The organism is Paraburkholderia translucens (genome assembly GCF_020881035.1).
Taxonomy (GTDB): domain Bacteria; phylum Pseudomonadota; class Gammaproteobacteria; order Burkholderiales; family Burkholderiaceae; genus Paraburkholderia; species Paraburkholderia translucens.
Map to the genome: position 1 here is coordinate 376,931 of NZ_JAJITC010000005.1, position 17,081 is coordinate 394,011.

At 62.0% G+C, this 17,081-nt stretch carries 10 protein-coding genes; 1 reads left to right on the forward strand and 9 read right to left on the reverse strand.

Annotated features, from left to right (window positions below):
• The first annotated feature begins 20 nt into the window (after positions 1 to 20).
• A complete protein-coding gene (locus LJ655_RS11875; protein WP_230561429.1) occupies positions 21 to 1,424 on the forward strand; it encodes a GlcNAc-transferase family protein in 1,404 nt (467 codons plus the stop codon).
• On the opposite strand, the gene LJ655_RS11880 is transcribed toward LJ655_RS11875, so the two are convergent.
• The 9 genes from LJ655_RS11880 to tssC form a co-directional block, all read right to left on the reverse strand.
• Positions 1,329 to 4,763 (reverse strand): RHS repeat-associated core domain-containing protein, encoded by a 3,435-nt coding sequence (locus LJ655_RS11880; protein ID WP_230561430.1) that lies wholly within the window; start codon positions 4,761 to 4,763, stop codon positions 1,329 to 1,331. The genes LJ655_RS11875 and LJ655_RS11880 overlap by 96 nt on opposite strands.
• 16 nt (positions 4,764 to 4,779) lie before the next feature.
• Positions 4,780 to 5,046 (reverse strand): PAAR domain-containing protein, encoded by a 267-nt coding sequence (locus tag LJ655_RS11885; protein WP_230561431.1) that lies wholly within the window; start codon positions 5,044 to 5,046, stop codon positions 4,780 to 4,782.
• 86 nt (positions 5,047 to 5,132) lie between these two features.
• Complete coding sequence (locus tag LJ655_RS11890; protein ID WP_230561432.1) at positions 5,133 to 7,517, reverse strand: type VI secretion system Vgr family protein; 2,385 nt, start codon at positions 7,515 to 7,517, stop codon at positions 5,133 to 5,135.
• Between the two features lie 67 nt (positions 7,518 to 7,584).
• On the reverse strand, positions 7,585 to 11,550 hold the full coding sequence (gene tssM, locus LJ655_RS11895; RefSeq protein ID WP_230561433.1) for a type VI secretion system membrane subunit TssM: 3,966 nt from the start codon (positions 11,548 to 11,550) through the stop codon (positions 7,585 to 7,587).
• 13 nt (positions 11,551 to 11,563) lie between these two features.
• Positions 11,564 to 12,898 (reverse strand): type VI secretion system protein TssL, long form, encoded by a 1,335-nt coding sequence (tssL, locus tag LJ655_RS11900; RefSeq protein ID WP_230561434.1) that lies wholly within the window; start codon positions 12,896 to 12,898, stop codon positions 11,564 to 11,566.
• Positions 12,895 to 14,244, reverse strand: a complete 1,350-nt coding sequence (gene tssK, locus LJ655_RS11905; protein ID WP_230561435.1) for a type VI secretion system baseplate subunit TssK — start codon at positions 14,242 to 14,244, stop codon at positions 12,895 to 12,897. The genes tssL and tssK overlap by 4 nt, the downstream gene beginning before the upstream one ends.
• Before the next feature lie 5 nt (positions 14,245 to 14,249).
• Positions 14,250 to 14,795, reverse strand: coding sequence for a type VI secretion system lipoprotein TssJ (tssJ, locus tag LJ655_RS11910; protein WP_230561436.1), 546 nt, complete (start codon positions 14,793 to 14,795; stop codon positions 14,250 to 14,252).
• Between the two features lie 147 nt (positions 14,796 to 14,942).
• Entirely contained in the window at positions 14,943 to 15,425 is a 483-nt protein-coding gene (locus LJ655_RS11915) for an Hcp family type VI secretion system effector (protein WP_230561437.1), read from the reverse strand.
• A 107-nt stretch (positions 15,426 to 15,532) separates the two neighbouring features.
• Positions 15,533 to 17,038 carry a type VI secretion system contractile sheath large subunit gene (gene tssC, locus LJ655_RS11920; protein ID WP_425605797.1) on the reverse strand — a complete coding sequence of 502 codons (1,506 nt, stop codon included), beginning with the start codon at positions 17,036 to 17,038 and terminating at the stop codon, positions 15,533 to 15,535.
• Between the last annotated feature and the right edge of the window lie 43 nt (positions 17,039 to 17,081).

The window sequence follows — 17,081 nt, forward strand, 5'->3', positions numbered from 1 at the left end:
GTTTTTCCGAAGTGCTCAGCATGACCCATTTTCCGGTCAAACCGCCGAATTCGATCTTCGTGCAGATCGCAAGTTATCGCGATCCGCAATTGATACCCACTCTGCTTGATTTCATTCATAAGGCAAGAAGGCCGGATTTGCTGCGTATCGTCGCGTGTTGGCAGCATGCACCCGACGAAACGGTAGGCCAGTTCTGGCAACAGGGTTTCGGCAAATGGCGGACCGAACAGACGGACAACTGGGCGGTCCAGCATCTGAGCTATCGTGACGCGAAAATCGAGCTAATCGATGTGCCGCACATGATGTCGCAAGGCGCATGCTGGGCTCGTAACCTGCTCCAGCAACGTTATGGCGGTGAACGCTACACGCTGCAGCTCGACTCGCATCACCGCTTCGTCAGCGAGTGGGACACACTCGTGATCGACATGCTCGAATCATTGCGCGACCAAAGTCCCAAACCGGTGCTGACCACCTATCTTCCGATGTACGACCCCGAGAATCACGACTCTCTAAAAAGCGATGAGCCGAGAATATTGGCTTATTCGAGCTTCAACCGTGACGGGGTAGTGGTATTTCGCTCGAAGAGACTCGCCGACTGGAGAACGCGCAGTCAGCCTGTCCGAACGCGCTTCTTTAGCGCTCACTTCGCATTCGCCGACGGCCATTTTGCCGAAGCGGTCCAACACGATCCCCACTACTTCTTTCTCGGCGAGGAGATCTCGATCGCCGTCCGCGCGTTCACTCACGGCTATGACCTGTACTGTCCGCACCGGCTGATCGCCTGGCACGAATATAAGCGCTCGTATCGCGTCAAGATCTGGAACGACCATACTCAGGAGGCCAAGGATCGGGGTGATATCGAGGAGCCATGGAACGAGCGCAATCAACGCTCGTTTCAGCGCAATCGGGCGCTGCTCGGCGTCGACGGAGAGCCGTGGCCGCAGGAAGATTTCGGCAAGTACGGACTCGGCGCCGAACGCACGCTAGCCGATTACGAGGCGTACGCAGGCATCAGTTTTGCGCTGCGCGGTATCCAGAAGTCGGTACTCAACGACGACGCGCCCGTGCCTGGCGTGCAGCCTGTCAGCGAAGCGGCATGGAAAGCCTCGCTGCTACGCGCAAATGACGTGCGCGTATGCGTGCATCGGCATAGTTTCGACAAACATGCGCTCATGCACGGCATCGAACACCCATTGCCGGTCGCCGCGTCCGCCGTCGCTACAATCTACGACCAAGGTGACACCGAACTGCGCCGCGAAATCGTCGATGCTGGCCGCCTTTGCCGACACCGGAACAACGACTGGCTCGACTTCCATGCGACATTCGAATCAGAGCTTGAGCGGATCCCAGCCTATTGCGTCGTGGAATTGCTCGACAACGACGGCAACGTATTGAGCCGGGTTCGACGCGCCATCGATCCATGACGTGTCGCCTTCGGCAACGTACGGAAACGGTTCCGGCGTCGCGCGGCCAAGAGGATTGCACCACGTCAGCGGATTCGGCGCGTAGCGATACGGACTGACGCCGCCGTCACCGGTGCGATCGGGGCTGACGTAGCGGCCCGAGTGAGGATCGTAAAAACGCGCACCGTTGTAATGCAGCGTGGTTTCATCATCCGAATACTGACCGGCATAACGAAGCGGCTGCGCAAACCCATCACTGCTCGCCCACTCCTGCGCAACGAGATTGCCCCACGCTCGATAACGCCGTTGCCACACCACCCGTCCGTTTTCGTCGGTTAGCGCGACGGCCGTACCCGCCACGTCCGTGTGGTAGTGATAGACCTTCATGTTTTCTGGCGTTCCATCGTCCGAGAGTGTCTGGTCCACGCAAGCGAGCGGCGCGAGGCCGATCGAGCGGTCGGGCTCTGGTTGATACAGGTACGTGCGCAGTGCCGCTGTGTTCTGCTCCTGAATCAGTCTGAAGCCCTGCCACAGATAGCGTGTGACCTCATCCCGTACCGGCGTCGGTGGTTGCTGTGCTCGTCGCGTCGAAGCCGCTTCAACGAGCTTCGTGATACGTCGGCCCAGTGCATCGTAGTGAAAGCGCACCGTGCTGTCCCTGCAATGCGCGGCAATGACGTGCCCTTCGGCATCCCATTCGAGCGACAGCGTATGATCGCGGCCGCTTCTACGCACCAGTTGTCCCCACGCGTCGTACTCGTACCGTTGGCCGCGACATTCCCGTAGCCGGTGATCCGGATAGACGGCCGGGAACCAGTGGCCGCCGGGCGCATCGAGCAGATTGCTCGCGGCGTCCCACGTGAAGTACTCGATGTCCAGCTTCTCCGAGACGCACCGCAACAGGCACCCTCGCCGGTCATAGTCGTACCATGTCTGGCCGCCAGCCGCGCCGCCGGTTCTGACGATCACGTCTGCGAGACTGTAGTCGGCTTCGCGCCACAACTCGATCACCGGTTCTGTCGCGGCACCCGGCGTGTCCAGGTCAGACCCCGTCACCGAGCGCCACCACACAGGCAAGCCGAGCGGCGAATAGCCCGTATGTGTGCGCAAGCTGCCCTGTGTGCGCGCCACCTGGCGGCGCATCGCGTCGTACCAGAAACGCGCGATTCGCCGCTCGTCCAGTTCGGCGACTGCAATGTCGCCGGTTTCGAAGCGACGCGTACGCACCTCCTGCTCTTGCGGCAGTTGCGTCGCGACAAGGCGACCCGCGGCGTCGTACGTATAACGCATTGTGCCGTTCGCGCCATGCTCCGCGATGATCCGGCCATCGGTGTCGTGTTCGAAGCGGATTTCATCGGCACCGATGCCGAGTAGCTCACCATCCCGGCTCGGTGTACGGCTCACCCGCGCGAGCGCGCCCCGCGGCCCGTAGCGATACGTATAGCGGTTATGCACGGTTTCGCGCCCGATCAGGCGGCCGGCGCTGTCGTAGTCGAACGTTTCGCGACGCTGTTGCGCGCCGGCCTTCCACGTGATGCAACGGATCTGGCCGCCGTCCGTATAGTCGAAACTGCGCTCGACGCCGTCTGCATCCATGATCGACCGGCAACCGTTCGCGTCCCACTGCAGCGACTGCACCGCGCCGTTCGCGCTTTCGATTCGAACCAGGCGCCCATGCGCATCATACTGACGCGAGATCACATGACCTTCCTCGTCGACCGCGCGCACGATATTGCCGCGCCGGTCCCGGTGCCAGTGCCGGCTGCGGCCGCTCGGACCAACGAAGGAAGTTCGCTGACCCGCGGCATTCCACACGTGACGCTCGATCTGTCCATCCGGACGCGTGACCGTCAACGGGCGCCCGAGGCCGTCGCGCGCGATTCGCGTAACGGCGCCGAGCGCGTCGGTCACGCTGACGACGTAGCCATTGGCGTCGTACTCATATGCGGTCGTGCTCCCCCCTGCTGCCGTGCGCCGTGTCACCTGTCCCCATGCATTACGCGTGTAGGTGGTCGCGATTCCCTGCGCATCTGTCGAGCGCGCGACCTCGCCTTCGGCATCGTATTCAAAGCGCGTGTTTTCTCCTGACGGCGCCTGATAGTGCAACGGCTGCAACCGATCGTTACGCGCCCACATCCATGCACGGCCATCGCTCAGAGCGACCGACACGGGTTCGCGCGACGCAAACGCATACTGCGTCGAACGGGTCTCGCCCTGCGGATCGGTTTCGCACACGACGCGTCCAAGCATGTCGTATTCAAGGCGAACCACGCGCTTGCCGGGTAGTTGCACGACGAGCGGCGCGACGGCCTCGCCGTAGTCGAAGCGATAATCCCGGCCGGCGAAATCCGTGTGCGACAACACGCGGCCCTGCTCGTCATGTCGCCAGCGCGCCTCGTTGCCGAACACGTCGTTGACCGCGCTGGTCCGGCTATCGACGTCGTAAGCGAAGTGCTCGCGCGCGCCTTCTGACGTGACGCGTTGAACCACCCGCGCGGCGTCCCCGACCGATTCCCACAGGTAGCGTGTCGCCATCCCGAGCGCATCGGCCTCCTCGACGATCCGTCTTTCACGGTACGCAAAGCGGCGCACGATTTCGCCGACGCGGTTGCGCACTTCGGTGAGTTCGCCATGCTGGCTGTAGCCATACTGGACCAGCGCACCGGTCGGCCCACCGTCGACACACTCGACGGCAACCAGACGTGCGCCCATCCGCGAGTCGTAATGCATCCGCAATTCGTGGCCGCATGTGCCGCGCACGCGCAGCAAGCGCCCGTCGGCGTCCCAGATCAGTCCTATCCGCTGCTGGCGCAGATCCTCGACGTACTTGAGCCGGGAAATTCCGTTCGCGTCGAACTCGCCAAACACACGGTACTGCGGCCTCAGATCCGCCACGATCAGGCGTCCGTCGCTCAGATGCGCGATGTGCAATTGCGCGGACGACGCGATCACCTGCGACCCGCGCGGCGGAAACGGCACGCTGAGTTGGCTGCCGAATTCGTCGGTATAGACAAGCTGATCGTCCAGCTTGCGCAGCGTGATTTCCCAACTCATGCGCCAGCCGACGCCGAGCAACCCCTGCGCGTGCTGCGCGCTCGAGTAGCAGCGCGACCATTCGATCGGCAACCGGCCGCGCAGCCGGAAATCGGATTCGTCGGCAGGCAGGCATATCTTGCTGCCGCTGATCACGTCAACGGAGGCGCACAGAATGCCCGACAGGGCGCGACGCAGCCGATACCGGCCGACCACGTCGCCAAGCCGCTCGCAACGGTCGAGCAGCGGTCCGGCACTCGCGAGCGGCAACACGGCGCCGGACAGCCTGACCAGTTCCCCGCCTATTCCTGCGATGCCGGTCGTCATTTGACCATTCTCGCCGTCACTCGCCGATCAGCACGTCCGGCGAACCGACGGACAACGCCGAGCCACACGAAACCGAGCCGCCGGCGATTGCCGCGGGCACGTTGTTGATGAATACGGAGCCCGAACCGGCGACCACGGATTGCGCGGACGGGTGCAGCGAGCAAACCACGGAACTGATGCCGACGAGCGCCGCCGGTATTCCATTGACAAAGACCGATGGTGACCCGCCGACGACCGAACCACCGTCGCCGATCGGATCGCCCTTGCGAACCACTGCATACATGATCGATATTCTCGTGAGAACAAGAAGGCCCGTGCAGGGCTGGGCGCGCACGCATTCGCCGATGCACGGGATGGCGACGCTTGCTGTTATGCCTCCTGGCCGGTTGGCGGTGGTACCTCATCCGACGGCACCGGCTCCTCGTCCGACGGCTCGGGCTCCTCGTCCGACGGCTCGGGCTGCTCGTCCGACGGCTCGGGCTGCTCGTCCGACGGCTCCGGCTGCTCGTCCGACGGCTCCGGCTGCTCGTCCGACGGCTCCGGCGGGGGACACACAATAGGCTCGCACGGGTCGGGCTCATCTATGCAGGGAACATCCAGTGCGTCGCACCCCACGACAGGAACAGGAACGGTCGTCGCATTGCACTTGTCCTTGTCACAAGGATTGAGTTCTAGCGGCATCCCCATTACAACCACACGCTTTTCGCCCTGGATACGGATCTTCTTGCCGATCAGCTTGATCTCGCCATCCTTGGTCATGGTCAGCGACGACGCACCGCACACGATAGACAGCACACCACCGGCGGACAGTGAATAAGCCCCGCCAACCGCATGCGTGGACGCGCCACCGACAGTGACGGTACGTACGCCCCCTACCGTGAGCGTGGACGCTCCGCCAACCGCGGTGACTTCGGCGCCCCCGATCTTCGTCAACTGCGCGAGACCGACGTCATAGGAGGCGATATTCTTGACCCTGACCGAGTACTTGCCGCCAACGACCGTGCTGGAGGTCGCCCCGACGGTCATGCTGTGCGCCGCGGCCACGCCGATCGTGTAGTCGGCACCGACGACGTGCGATTCATTGAGCTTCGTCAGGCGGTTCATGTCCCGTTCCGCCTGTACCGTAAATTCCTCGGCACCCGCCTTGTCCTCGAAGCGAATGCTGTTGTAGTTCTGCATGCCCCCTTCCATCGACCGGCTCATGAAACCGCTCTGCGTCGCGTTGCCCGGCAAGTCATAAGGCGGAGGTGTAGCCGTGTTGTACAGGCTGCCGATGATCAGCGGACGATCGGGGTCACCGTTCCAGAAATCGACGATGACTTCCTGTCCGATGCGCGGAATGTAGATGCCACCGAACCCCTGACCGGCCCATGCCTGACTCACACGAATCCAGCAGGAATCGGTCTCGACGTTTTGGCCATAACGGTCCCAGATGAAGCGGACCTTCACGCGGCCGAATTCGTCGGTCCACAATTCCTTGCCCGGGGGGCCCACGACGACCGCCGACTGCGGTCCGCTGACGGTCGGTTTCAGGGTCTCCTGCGGCAGCCTGAACACCTCGCTAGTCGGCTGCACCTCGAACTTGTTGCTGCACGTGTAGTGGTAACCACTGCCCGATTCGTCCGGCGTGCCGGTCAGTTCGAATTCCGTACCAACGACCAGGTATTCGCAATTCGCGGCCGTATAGTCGTAGTTGGTCAACACGAACGTCTGGCCGCACGCGAGCCCGCGCACGTTGCCTTCGCCCTTCGCCCGCGTGCCCGGCGCGCGCAGCGCTTCCATGCGCGTACGCGCCAGCAGTTCGCCATGAGTGCCGTCGGTGTAGTCGCCCGGCCAATCGTAGCGCTCGAGCAGGTTCCAACTCGTGTCGCGCGGTTGCTGATTGATCGACCGCATGTCGGCCCGCGAACGCGTGAAGTCGAAGTCGCTCGTCACGTAATGACCGGTGCACAGGACTTCGGTCGTCGAAAACGCGCTGATGTATTCCGTGTCGGTCTTGCCTTCCTGCGGCTGGAACGCCAGCGTCTGATACGCCGGGTTCGGCGACGGGCGGTGCGCGCCAATGTGATCGCACAGCACGAGCCGGTGCTTACCGTCGATATGCTCGAAAAACCAGTAGATGCCCCACTCTTCCATCAGGCGCTGAATGAAGTGGAAGTCGGTCTCGCCGTACTGCACCTGGAATGCACGCGGCTCGTTGCGCGGACTCTCACCCTCGACCGTATAGCGGCTCACGTCGAGGCGCTTTTCGACGGGGTACGGGTAGTCCTTCAGAACCTCGTCGATGATCTCGATCACCGTCTTGTTCTGGAAGATCTTGTAGTCGGTCGTCAGAGCGGCCAGCGACAGCCAGGGCTCCAGCACGACGCGATAGACGTTGTAGCGGCCCTCCCGGCGGAAGTATTCCGCCGCGACGACAAGTCCGGTGATTTCGCGCTGACGTGCTTCGTTATTGCCGCTCAGGTCGGCAGGCGCCGCCAGCTCGACCGTGACGGTCATTTCCTTGCCGATCAGTGCCTTCAGGTCGATGTTGGCACTGACGGCAAGCGGCACCGTGTAATCGTCGGGCGTGCGCAATTGAAGTTCGTATCTGAACAGCTTGCCCAGACGTTCGCTGCCGCTCAATGACATGAACTCCAGCGCCGACCGCGTCAGTCCATCCGCGCTCTGGTCCGGCCACTGAGGTATCGCCGCGCTCGATACCGTAACTGCCCGGCTATGCACGCTTATTGCGTTCAAGGGATTACTTGACATGCGCTCCTCTAGATTCCTTCATCGAAAACAATGTCGCGCGCAATTGAGCGCAGGGATTTCGAAAACGCTACAGAGCATCAGCGGATGCGGACCCTACCGATGCGTCCATCCGCCTCGCCATCACGTTCGCGCTGCCGGGGCAACGAAATCCCCTCAGCAGCGCCGTCAACTGCGGGCCCGACTGACCACCGGACGTGAGCTCGATGACTGCGTGCCGATCGTCGAAATTGAAGTCCACAGCCGAACGGCTCGACGACAACGTCGATGTCACGCGGCCCGCGTCGATCAGTCGGAACAGCGCCCATGGACCTTGGGCCATGATGGTCGACGTGTCTGGACGCACGCGCGGATTCGCGGTGAGACCGGCCATCGATCCGCCACGCGGCCCCGGCCAGGTGACATGGAACGTCGTGACCGGACCGTGCGCATAGCGCAGGCTCTGCCCGTCGATGTCGATGAGCAGATCCGTCATTTCCGGGTCCAGTGACACAACTTTGAGGCCGGCGCTCCACGACATGCGGCTTGCGCCAGGATCGCGGAAAAACGTTCTGCGAATCGCCGCAGCGCGCTCGAACGGTTCCAGGCTCGGCCCTTGCATCGGCGGCATACCGGCGCTGACCGGCTGGTACCGCCACGGACGCACGCTGGTGTCGACACGGGCGCCGAGCGTCTTCTGGAAGAAGTCGTCTAGCAGGCCGCCCGCCGCAAACACGCGGTTGAAGTCTTCGATGTCGACTTCCTGTGCGCTCGCGGCGAACGGATATTTGCCTTCGACCGCGCGGCGGCATTGGGCGCCGACGCTCGATTCGACCTGCATCGCAAGCAGGGATTCGACGCCGCGGTCCACCTTGCGCATCGACTGCGACGCGATGCCCGCGAGCACCGCTCGAAACGGCGCCGGTAGCTTTTGCGCCTCGAGCTGCATCGTTGAGCCGAGGTCATCGGTGGCCGGCATGCTGTTGGTGGCGAGTACCTCGCCGGCCGTCATCAGGCGCGTGTACTGTTCGTTGATCAGCCCGATGATGCCGCCAAGCTGGAGTACGCCGCTGCTACCCGGTGGCGCGCTTGCGCTATCGGGCCGCCCGGTCACGACTTCGCGCAGCGCGGCAAAGCGTCTGTCGACCAGGTCGCGTTCCATCTTCTGCTGCGCGAGCTGTCCGATCGTGGCGGTTGCGGCCACGGCGCTCGCCGCGCGCACCGCCTGCGAGCGACGCGCGATCACGTTCATTGCACTATCGGCGAGCGACGGATCGTCCGTGCCGTCGGCCACCGACAGCGACGTCTCGCGCGCGGCCGTTCGCGCGAGCCTCGCCAGCGGCGAATCGGGGGCGGCCAGCGTGCGCAACGTCTGCAGATCAGGAGCCAGCGTGCCGCCGCTACCGGACACCGGTCTTACGTCGTCGAGAAACTGGCTCCAGTAATTGCCGTAATCGGTCAGATACTGGCGGCGGATATCGTCGGCGAGCCTGTCCTTGCGCCGCAAGTTGCCATTTGTCAGCTGCCCCCACCGCGCCGATGCATCGGCCTCGCCCATCACCCACGCGTCCTGTTTTTGTGCCTGCTCGATGAATTCGGGCAGGCGCTTGTTGAAAACCGCGTGATAGCCGTCGTAGGAATAGAGACCGGGGATGCCCCGCGCAAGCGTCGAGCCGTCGGCCAGCGTGAATACGGCGGTCGCCTGCGGACCCGCGGCGCTCAGCAGCGTGACGTTCTCGGGCGCTTCGGGAGCCATGGCGTTCATTGCCCGCTCGTAGAGCCGTCCGGACGCCGGGTTGCGGCCGAGGAACTCGCGTGCGCGACGCACCAGCTGTGACTTCGCCGGCTTTGCCGGCACCGCGGGAACGTCGTCGGCGAACAGCGCGTCGAGATGGCGTGCCATCACGTTGCGCTCGCCGAGCGGTGCGACGCTGTTGGCGTGTTCCCAGTCAGCGAGTACCCACGCCTTGATCGCTTTCGCGTCGTAATGCGAGCGATCGAATAGCATCAGGTAGACCGACAGCGTGCGGTAGACACCGTCCGCGTCTTGTGCGCCGACTTGCGTGTCGAGCACCGTTTCGAGCCGGCCGACGATTTGCGGCAGCAGCATCTGCCTCAGTAGATGGTCGTAGGTCTCGCCGGCCGCGTCGCTGATCGCGGGCGCCGCGTAGAGCCCGTAGCGCCATGCGAGAGCGGGACGGTCGAGATCGATGCCCTGGAACTGAGGCAGCTCACGCGACGCGGACAGTGGCGCCCCAATCGCCCCCGTCTGTGGAGCCTTACGGTGCGTCGAAACACGCGACGCGAGCGCGGTGGCCTTGCCGTCGATCGCGGCGAGATACTCGCGGTTATTGCCGAAGCTCACGACGAGCGCGCCGATCAGCCATACCGCCACGACGATCGCGAGCAGATGCCCGACGAGGCGCAGCGCGCGAGAACGGATTTCCCAGTGAAGGTTCGGGCGCACCAGATGTCCCTCGGCCAGGATTACCCGCTGGAACAGATGGCGCAGGAAATATCCGCGATACCCGGTTGGTGCAGCGTCCCCGGACGACGATGGGTGTGTCTTCGGCGCCACCCCGAACGAGCTGGCAAGCCCGCGACGCAGCCGCTGCAGCAGCGTGGTGCTGTCGGCGCACACGGCTTCGTGAGTTTGCGCAGCGCTCGTGAAATAGACGCCGCGCAGCGTGCTGCCCAGCTGCATGTCGTCGTATTTCGAATCGAGAAACACCAGCGCGAGTAATTCCGTGAGTTCCGCGCAAAGGCAGCGGAATTCGGACGGCAGCGCATACAGCTTCTTGCGCAGATCGACCTCGTACACCTCCTGCAGCCGCGTGTTGATGCCGTCTTCGAGTCCCTGTTCCAGCTCACGCATCTCGGCCGCGCAGCTCACGCGCAGCGTGTCGCGACCGTGCTCTTCCGCCTCTTCCTGATAAGGCAGTGTGAAGCCGAAAATCTGCGCGCGGCTTTCGGCCGTCAACCACTGGAAGTACTCTGCGAAGCCCGGCAACAGATCGAGCTTCGTGACGAGCACGTAGACGGGGAAGCGAATCCCCAGTTGCAGGCGCAATTCCCCAAGCCGCGCGCGCATCGACGCGGCCAGCGCCTTTCGTTCGTGTGCCGGGCGCGTCAACAGTTCTTCGACGGAGACGGCCAGCAATGCGCCGTTGATCGGCGCGCGCGGGCGCCGCTTGCGCAGTAACGCAAGGAAGGCGTGCCATTCGGCGGCGTTGGCGCTCTTCAGGTCGTCCGGTTTTGCGTCAGGCTTCGCGGCGTCGTGCGCCGCTGCGTCCTGGACCGTATAGCGGCCGGCGGTATCGAGCAGCACCGCCTCGTTCGCGAACCACCAGTCGCAGTTCGCCGTTTCGACGCGGCGTTTCAGCGACGCAGCGACCATCTGGTCCGCGTCCGGAAAATCCAGACCCGAATTCAGGATGAAGGTCGTCTTGCCGGCGCCTGGCGAGCCCACCACCATGTACCATGGAAGTTCGTACAAATAGCGCTGGCTTTGGAGCAGGCGACGCAGCCCCGCCGGACCACCGCGCATGCGCTTGAGCTTTTCTATCGCCTTCGTGACGACCGAGTGAAGCGCGCGGATTTCGTCTCGCGCGACAGGGCTCGACGCCGATCTCTTCGTGAACGGATTCAGAATGCGCTGCAGCAGCACGTCGTCGCTGCGCGCCGCCTGCCACAGGCGATACAGCCCGTAGATCGCGTAGCAGGCGAGCAGCACCGAGATGAGCAGCACGCGGGACCACGTCGTGCCGAGCGGATGCGCTTCGCCGAATGCGAGTATCGGCCCGAAATACCAAAGCGCGAGACACAGCACCACGACACCGATTACAGCCGGCGACCAGCCAAGCAGCCAGAACAGCAGTAGCAGCAACAGCACGACAATCGACAGCGTACGCGACAGCATGCTCTCGAGCGGGCGGTAGTCGCCAAAAGCAATCAGCGGTCCGACGAACCAGACGGCCACAGCCGCGACAAGGATCGCTGCGAGCACCAGCGTCTGGCGCGTAAACACAAGTTTCGACAGGCGGTTCAAATAAGACATCAAGGCTTTCCCGTTATTGCGCGACGAAGACTTCCACGCGTCGATTGCGGGAACGACCTTCCGGCGTACTGTTGTCCTCGATAGGTTGTGTATCGCCCTTGCCCACCGCCACGATCCGCTCGGCAGGCATGCCATGCGCCTTCAAAACGCCGGCGACCAACGCGGCGCGCTTTTCCGACAGCGCCTGGTTATCTGGAAACTCCGCCGTATGAATCGGCTGGTTGTCGGTGTGTCCGGTCACCGTGACATTGCCGCCGACCCGCACCACCTCCTGCGCAACCTTGGTCAACACCGGATCGAGCTCCGGGCGAATGCGGCTTTGTCCCGGAAGAAACACATAGTCGCCACGCAACACGACCCGGCTGCTGCGCTCGTTCTCGTCGACGGAGACCTGGCCGCGAGCGATCTCGTCCTTGAGCAGAGTCGACAGGCGCACGCGCTCGGGGACTGTCGGCGTCGGGACCTTGATCGGCTCTCCGATTGCGAGAATCTTCGCCTCCAGCGCGTGGCTTTGCGCGAGAAGCCGATACTTGTACCAGGCGAACAGCGAGAACACACATAGTGCAGCCACGGCCGCCGTCGCCCAGACCGGCACGCTTTTCAGGAGCCGCATTCGGCCGGGCTCCTCCCCACGCCAATGCGGCGACAGTTCGAGCCGGATCGTGTCTCGCGTGCCGCTGATCAGCGTCAGCATTCGCTGCCGTATCTGCTCCAGATGACGTGGACCCTCCGCGGCAACGCTGTAACGTCCTTCGAATCCGAGGCTGAGAATGCGGTAGAGCACCTCGAGCACGTCGATGTACTCCTGAGGGTCCGTCGCCATGCGGCCGATCAGCAGGAAGAACTTCTCGCCACCGTCCACCTCTCCTTCGAACGTCAGCAGCAGGCCGCGCATGGCCCAGATCCCACCGCTACCCCACCGTGTGCGATTGGCGGCTTCGTCGAGCGCGGTGCACAGCGCGTAGCGCACCGCCGCCATGTGCTTCCACGGCAGATTCGCCTTGTCGCAGACCTTCTGGAACGCCGCGACCTCACGCACCAGCAGCGAGCGCAAGCTCTCGACCGCGGCCAGAGAGTCGAGCGAAGCCGGCATGTCCGCCAGCATGCGCAACAGAGGCTGTGCCGCTTCAAGCAACGGATTGCGCGCCGTCTTCATGCGCTCGAGGCGCGTTGGCATTTCTTCCGGCGGGTCGAAGGCAGCCACGTCGACGACTGGTTCCGGATTGGCGACACCCGCGCTTGCGGTACGCCCGGCGGGCATCTCAGTCGGCTGGCTATGACCAGAAGCGGAGTTGTCGGGGTTCAACAGGAAGTCGAACGCACCGTCCCCGGAGGCACCTGTACTCATTTTTGCCGCACGCCCCACAGTTCAAGCTTGAGTTCGGGGAAGTGCCCGGCGACGTGCATGGCAAGCCCTCCATGGCGCTCAATCTGTTCCCAGAACGGTCCCGTTCGTGACAGCTCGAAATAGACGAAGCCCGAATTGAATGGGATCTGGCGCGGAGGAACCGGCAGCGCCGCCATGGCCAGACCGGGCAGATGCGAACGGATCAATTCTGGTAAACGTTGCGGATAACTGATCTTCGTTTGAGCGAGGAACTGCTGCTGCAGCAACTCGGAAGGCATCTGCGCGCCGACCGCGAGCACGAGGCTCGAATAGCCTGCCAATTCGTTCGGCAGCATCGCCGCCGTGCGGATGCCATGCGCCTGCTCCGTGAGCGGAACGAGCTGCGCACCGCGAATCAACACCTGGTTCAACAGATAGTGAACTTCGTCGACGAGCGGCCTGATACTTCGGTACAGCTGCGCGTGGTCATAGCCTGGAGCCGGCTTCGGACGCCGCGTCTGCGGACGCACGAAGGTCGAAAGTTCGCCGGCAAAAAGCGCGAGCTCTCGATACAGGGTCAGCGGCGCTGTCTCCTTGAGTTGGCAAATATGCTCGAGCAGCGGCTCATAGCGATTGAGCACCTGAAGCAGCAGGTAATCGGCCACTTCGGCCGCTGCGCCCGTACGGCCATCGGTACCTGCCAAACGGGCAGCCAGCGCGTCGGCGCGCAATCGCGCGAGACCGTGCAGTTGCATCGCCCATTCACGCAGCAAAGGATTTGCGCCGTAACCGGTCACGGGAGGAATATGGTCCGTGCTGTGCAGCGACACAGCGCCGTCAGCGTGCAGCGCCTTCACGCGCGTCAGCGCAATACCGATCCACGACTGGGTAAGCTCCTTCTCGGGCAACAACCGCAAGCGCAGATTCGAGAGTTGGACGAGCTTTGGACCCTGGCCGATCGCATTACTGTCGCGCAGCTCCGTGTCGTACGCGTGATACCGGGCCAGCGATCCGCTCTGCTCGGCGAAGGTGGTTTCCTCCGTGTTAGGCAAGCGAAGCGGGACCGCCAGATAAATAACCTGATCCTGATGCTCCGGTCCGATTGTCAGTGGCGGCGGGGGCAACGTGAGGCCCGGCACTTCGAACGGTGTGCCGTCCGGAAATACGCCAAGCCCACTCTTGAACACCAACTTCCCGAATGCTAGCGATTCCTGATCGATTTCGTAACGGCTGAAGCCCCAGAAAAAAGGGCTCAACGGTGTGCTCCGGCGATGCGCGAACGACTCGAAATATCGCTCCTGCTGTTGAAACAATTGCGGTCGCAGGAAAAGTCCTTCGCTCCAAACAACCTTGCTATACCAATTCATCGAAATTAGTCTGACTTTAAAATCGAAACAGTACGCTGGTCAAGCTGGATAATCAGCTTCTGTTCCTTGCCTGGAAAAGCCATCCTGTACCATGCGGCGTCGGGCGCGACCGGCAACCGGTACACCGCGCGCCATACTGATTTCCCGAGATCCCGGTAGCCGGCCAGCACACCAATTGCGGTGGTGGCGGAATTCGACTTGCGGACGATGTCGCGTATGTCACCGGGACGCAGAATGAATTCGTCAACGACCAGCGCGTCGTCGCCAAGGACTTTTCTGTCGTCGCTTTGCAGCGTGAAAAAATCCGCGTTTTCAAACGCTGTCGGGGCTTTCAGTTCGTAGACCCGAACGAGGATCGGCGCCGCCGTTCCCCACTCGTTCGGATTGACGTTCTCGTTTGCCGCGATTTTTAGCCTGAGGTTCGTTTGCTCCTTGACGACGGGAGCGGTTGTGCTCGTGCACCCAGGCAGCGCGATGCTCGCCCCGCTCACGACAAGCCAGCCCCCAACACGCAGCCATACCCCGAAGCGAAAAAATGAGTTCAAAACCATCTGACGGTATCAAGGTGATCTCGCACGTCGCCCTGAATGAACTGACCAGGACGCCTGCAACCGGCCCGACCCCCTGGCTCGCTACCGTGACACGGCTCACCGGACAAAGTACACCCGGTGGTGCCACGGATCAGGAAAATATGCAACTTAGGCTGAGTTCTTCTTGATATCGAATGTCGCCGTAATTGCGCCGCCGCTACCGCCTTGCGCGTTCTGCACCACGTATTCCTGTTTCAGACGAGCAAACGACAGCGACACCTTTTCGCGCGGACGCGATTCGTCATCGCTAACGCCGGAAGGATGCACCGAAGTAACCAACACGTCGCTCATCGTAAACTTGATGTATTCAAGCGGATTACCGCCCGCCTTCCGCACGACGAGCTTGGCTTCGTCGATATGCTTACCGGTCAGGCAATATTGCGTCAGATTAGGAGTTGCACGATCGATGAAATGCTCGAACGTGAAGTCGTCGACCGTTGCCCGACCCGCACCGCCGCCGGAGCCGACGTGCATGTTCGATTGCTGCGTGACGCCCCACGCCCAGCTCAGAACATCGATTTCGTCCTTGTGGTTAGCGTCTGCCGACTCACCATCAATTCCGTTGATCTTGAGAAAGATGTCTTGCGCCATGAAATACTCCTTGCTACAGATTGGTTTTAGAAATGCTCAATTAAAATCAGGCATATTTAGTGAGCGCCTGTCCTTCGCTCAATTACCGGATAAACGTGGACGTGCGGTCAAGCCGCTTCCTTCACGAGGGGCAGCTTCGCGACGAGGCGCAGAGAGACCGTCAGGCCTTCGAGTTGGAAATGCGGACGCAGGAAGAATTTCGCCTGGTAATACCCGGGATTTCCCTCGACGTCTTCGACGACCACCTCAGCCGCGGCCAGCGGGCGACGCGCTTTGGTTTCCTGCGACGAGTTCGCAGGATCGGCGTCAACGTAGTTCATGACCCATTCGTTGAGCCACTGCTGCATTTCGTCACGCTCTTTGAACGATCCGATTTTGTCGCGCACAATGCACTTCAGGTAGTGAGCAAAACGCGAACAAGCAAACAGATACGGAAGACGCGCCGATAAATTCGCGTTCGCAGTTGCGTCCGCATCGGGGTACTCGACCGGTTTCTGCAACGATTGCGCGCCGATGAACGCTGCGTAGTCAGTGTTCTTGCGGTGGATGAGCGGCATGAAACCACTCTTTGACAATTCCGCTTCGCGACGATCGGAGATCGCGATTTCCGTTGGGCACTTCATGTCGATGCCGCCGTCGTCAGTCGGAAACGTGTGGCACGGCAGGTTTTCAACTACACCACCGCTTTCCACGCCGCGAATTAGCGTGCACCAACCGTAGTGCTTGAACGAACGGTTGATATTCACCGCCATCGCGTAGGCTGCGTTCGACCATACATAACGTTGATGATCCGCGCCGTCGGTCGCCTCTTCAAAATTGAACTCGTCGACCGGGTTTGTCTTGACGCCGTATGGCAAACGGGCGAGGAAACGCGGCATTGCAAGCCCGATGTAGCGGGAATCCTCCGAATTGCGCAGTGCATTCCAGGGCGCATACTCCAGGTTCTGCGTAAAAATCTTGGTCAGATCGCGCGGATTCGCGAGCTCCTGCCACGAGTCCATCTGCAGCACGGACGGCGCCGCGCCTGTAATAAACGGCGCATGCGACGCCGCTGCCACCTTCGCAATCGAGCCGAGCAAATCGACATCTGCCGGCGTGTGATCGAAGTAGTAGTCGGCGACGAGACAGCCGTACGGCTCCCCACCCAACTGGCCGTACTCCTCCTCGTAGATCTGCTTGAAGAACGGACTCTGATCCCACGCAATACCTTTATAGCGCTTCATTGTGCGACGCAGATCGTCTTTCGAGACATCCATGAAGCGGATTTTCAGCTTCTCGTCTGTTTCAGTGTTCGTGACGAGGTGATGAAGTCCACGCCATGCGCTTTCCAGACTCTGGAATTCTTCGTGATGAAGGATCAGATTGATCTGCTCGGACAACTTACGATCGATCTCGCCAATGATCGCCTCGATGTTTTTGTACGCGTCGTCGGACACGGTTACCGATGTGAGCAGTGCTTGCTGAGCGAGCGTTCGGACAGCGCCCTCGACCGCCTCGCGGGCGCGCTCCGTCTTGGGCTTGAATTCGCGCGACAGGAGCGCGTTGAAATCAGACTGGTTGGTAACGCTCGCCGTTGCTTTGGCGCTCGTCTTCGTTTGAAGTTCGGCCATCATTTCCCCATACTTTCTGGCTGCGCTTTCGTGCGGAAAGCAATAA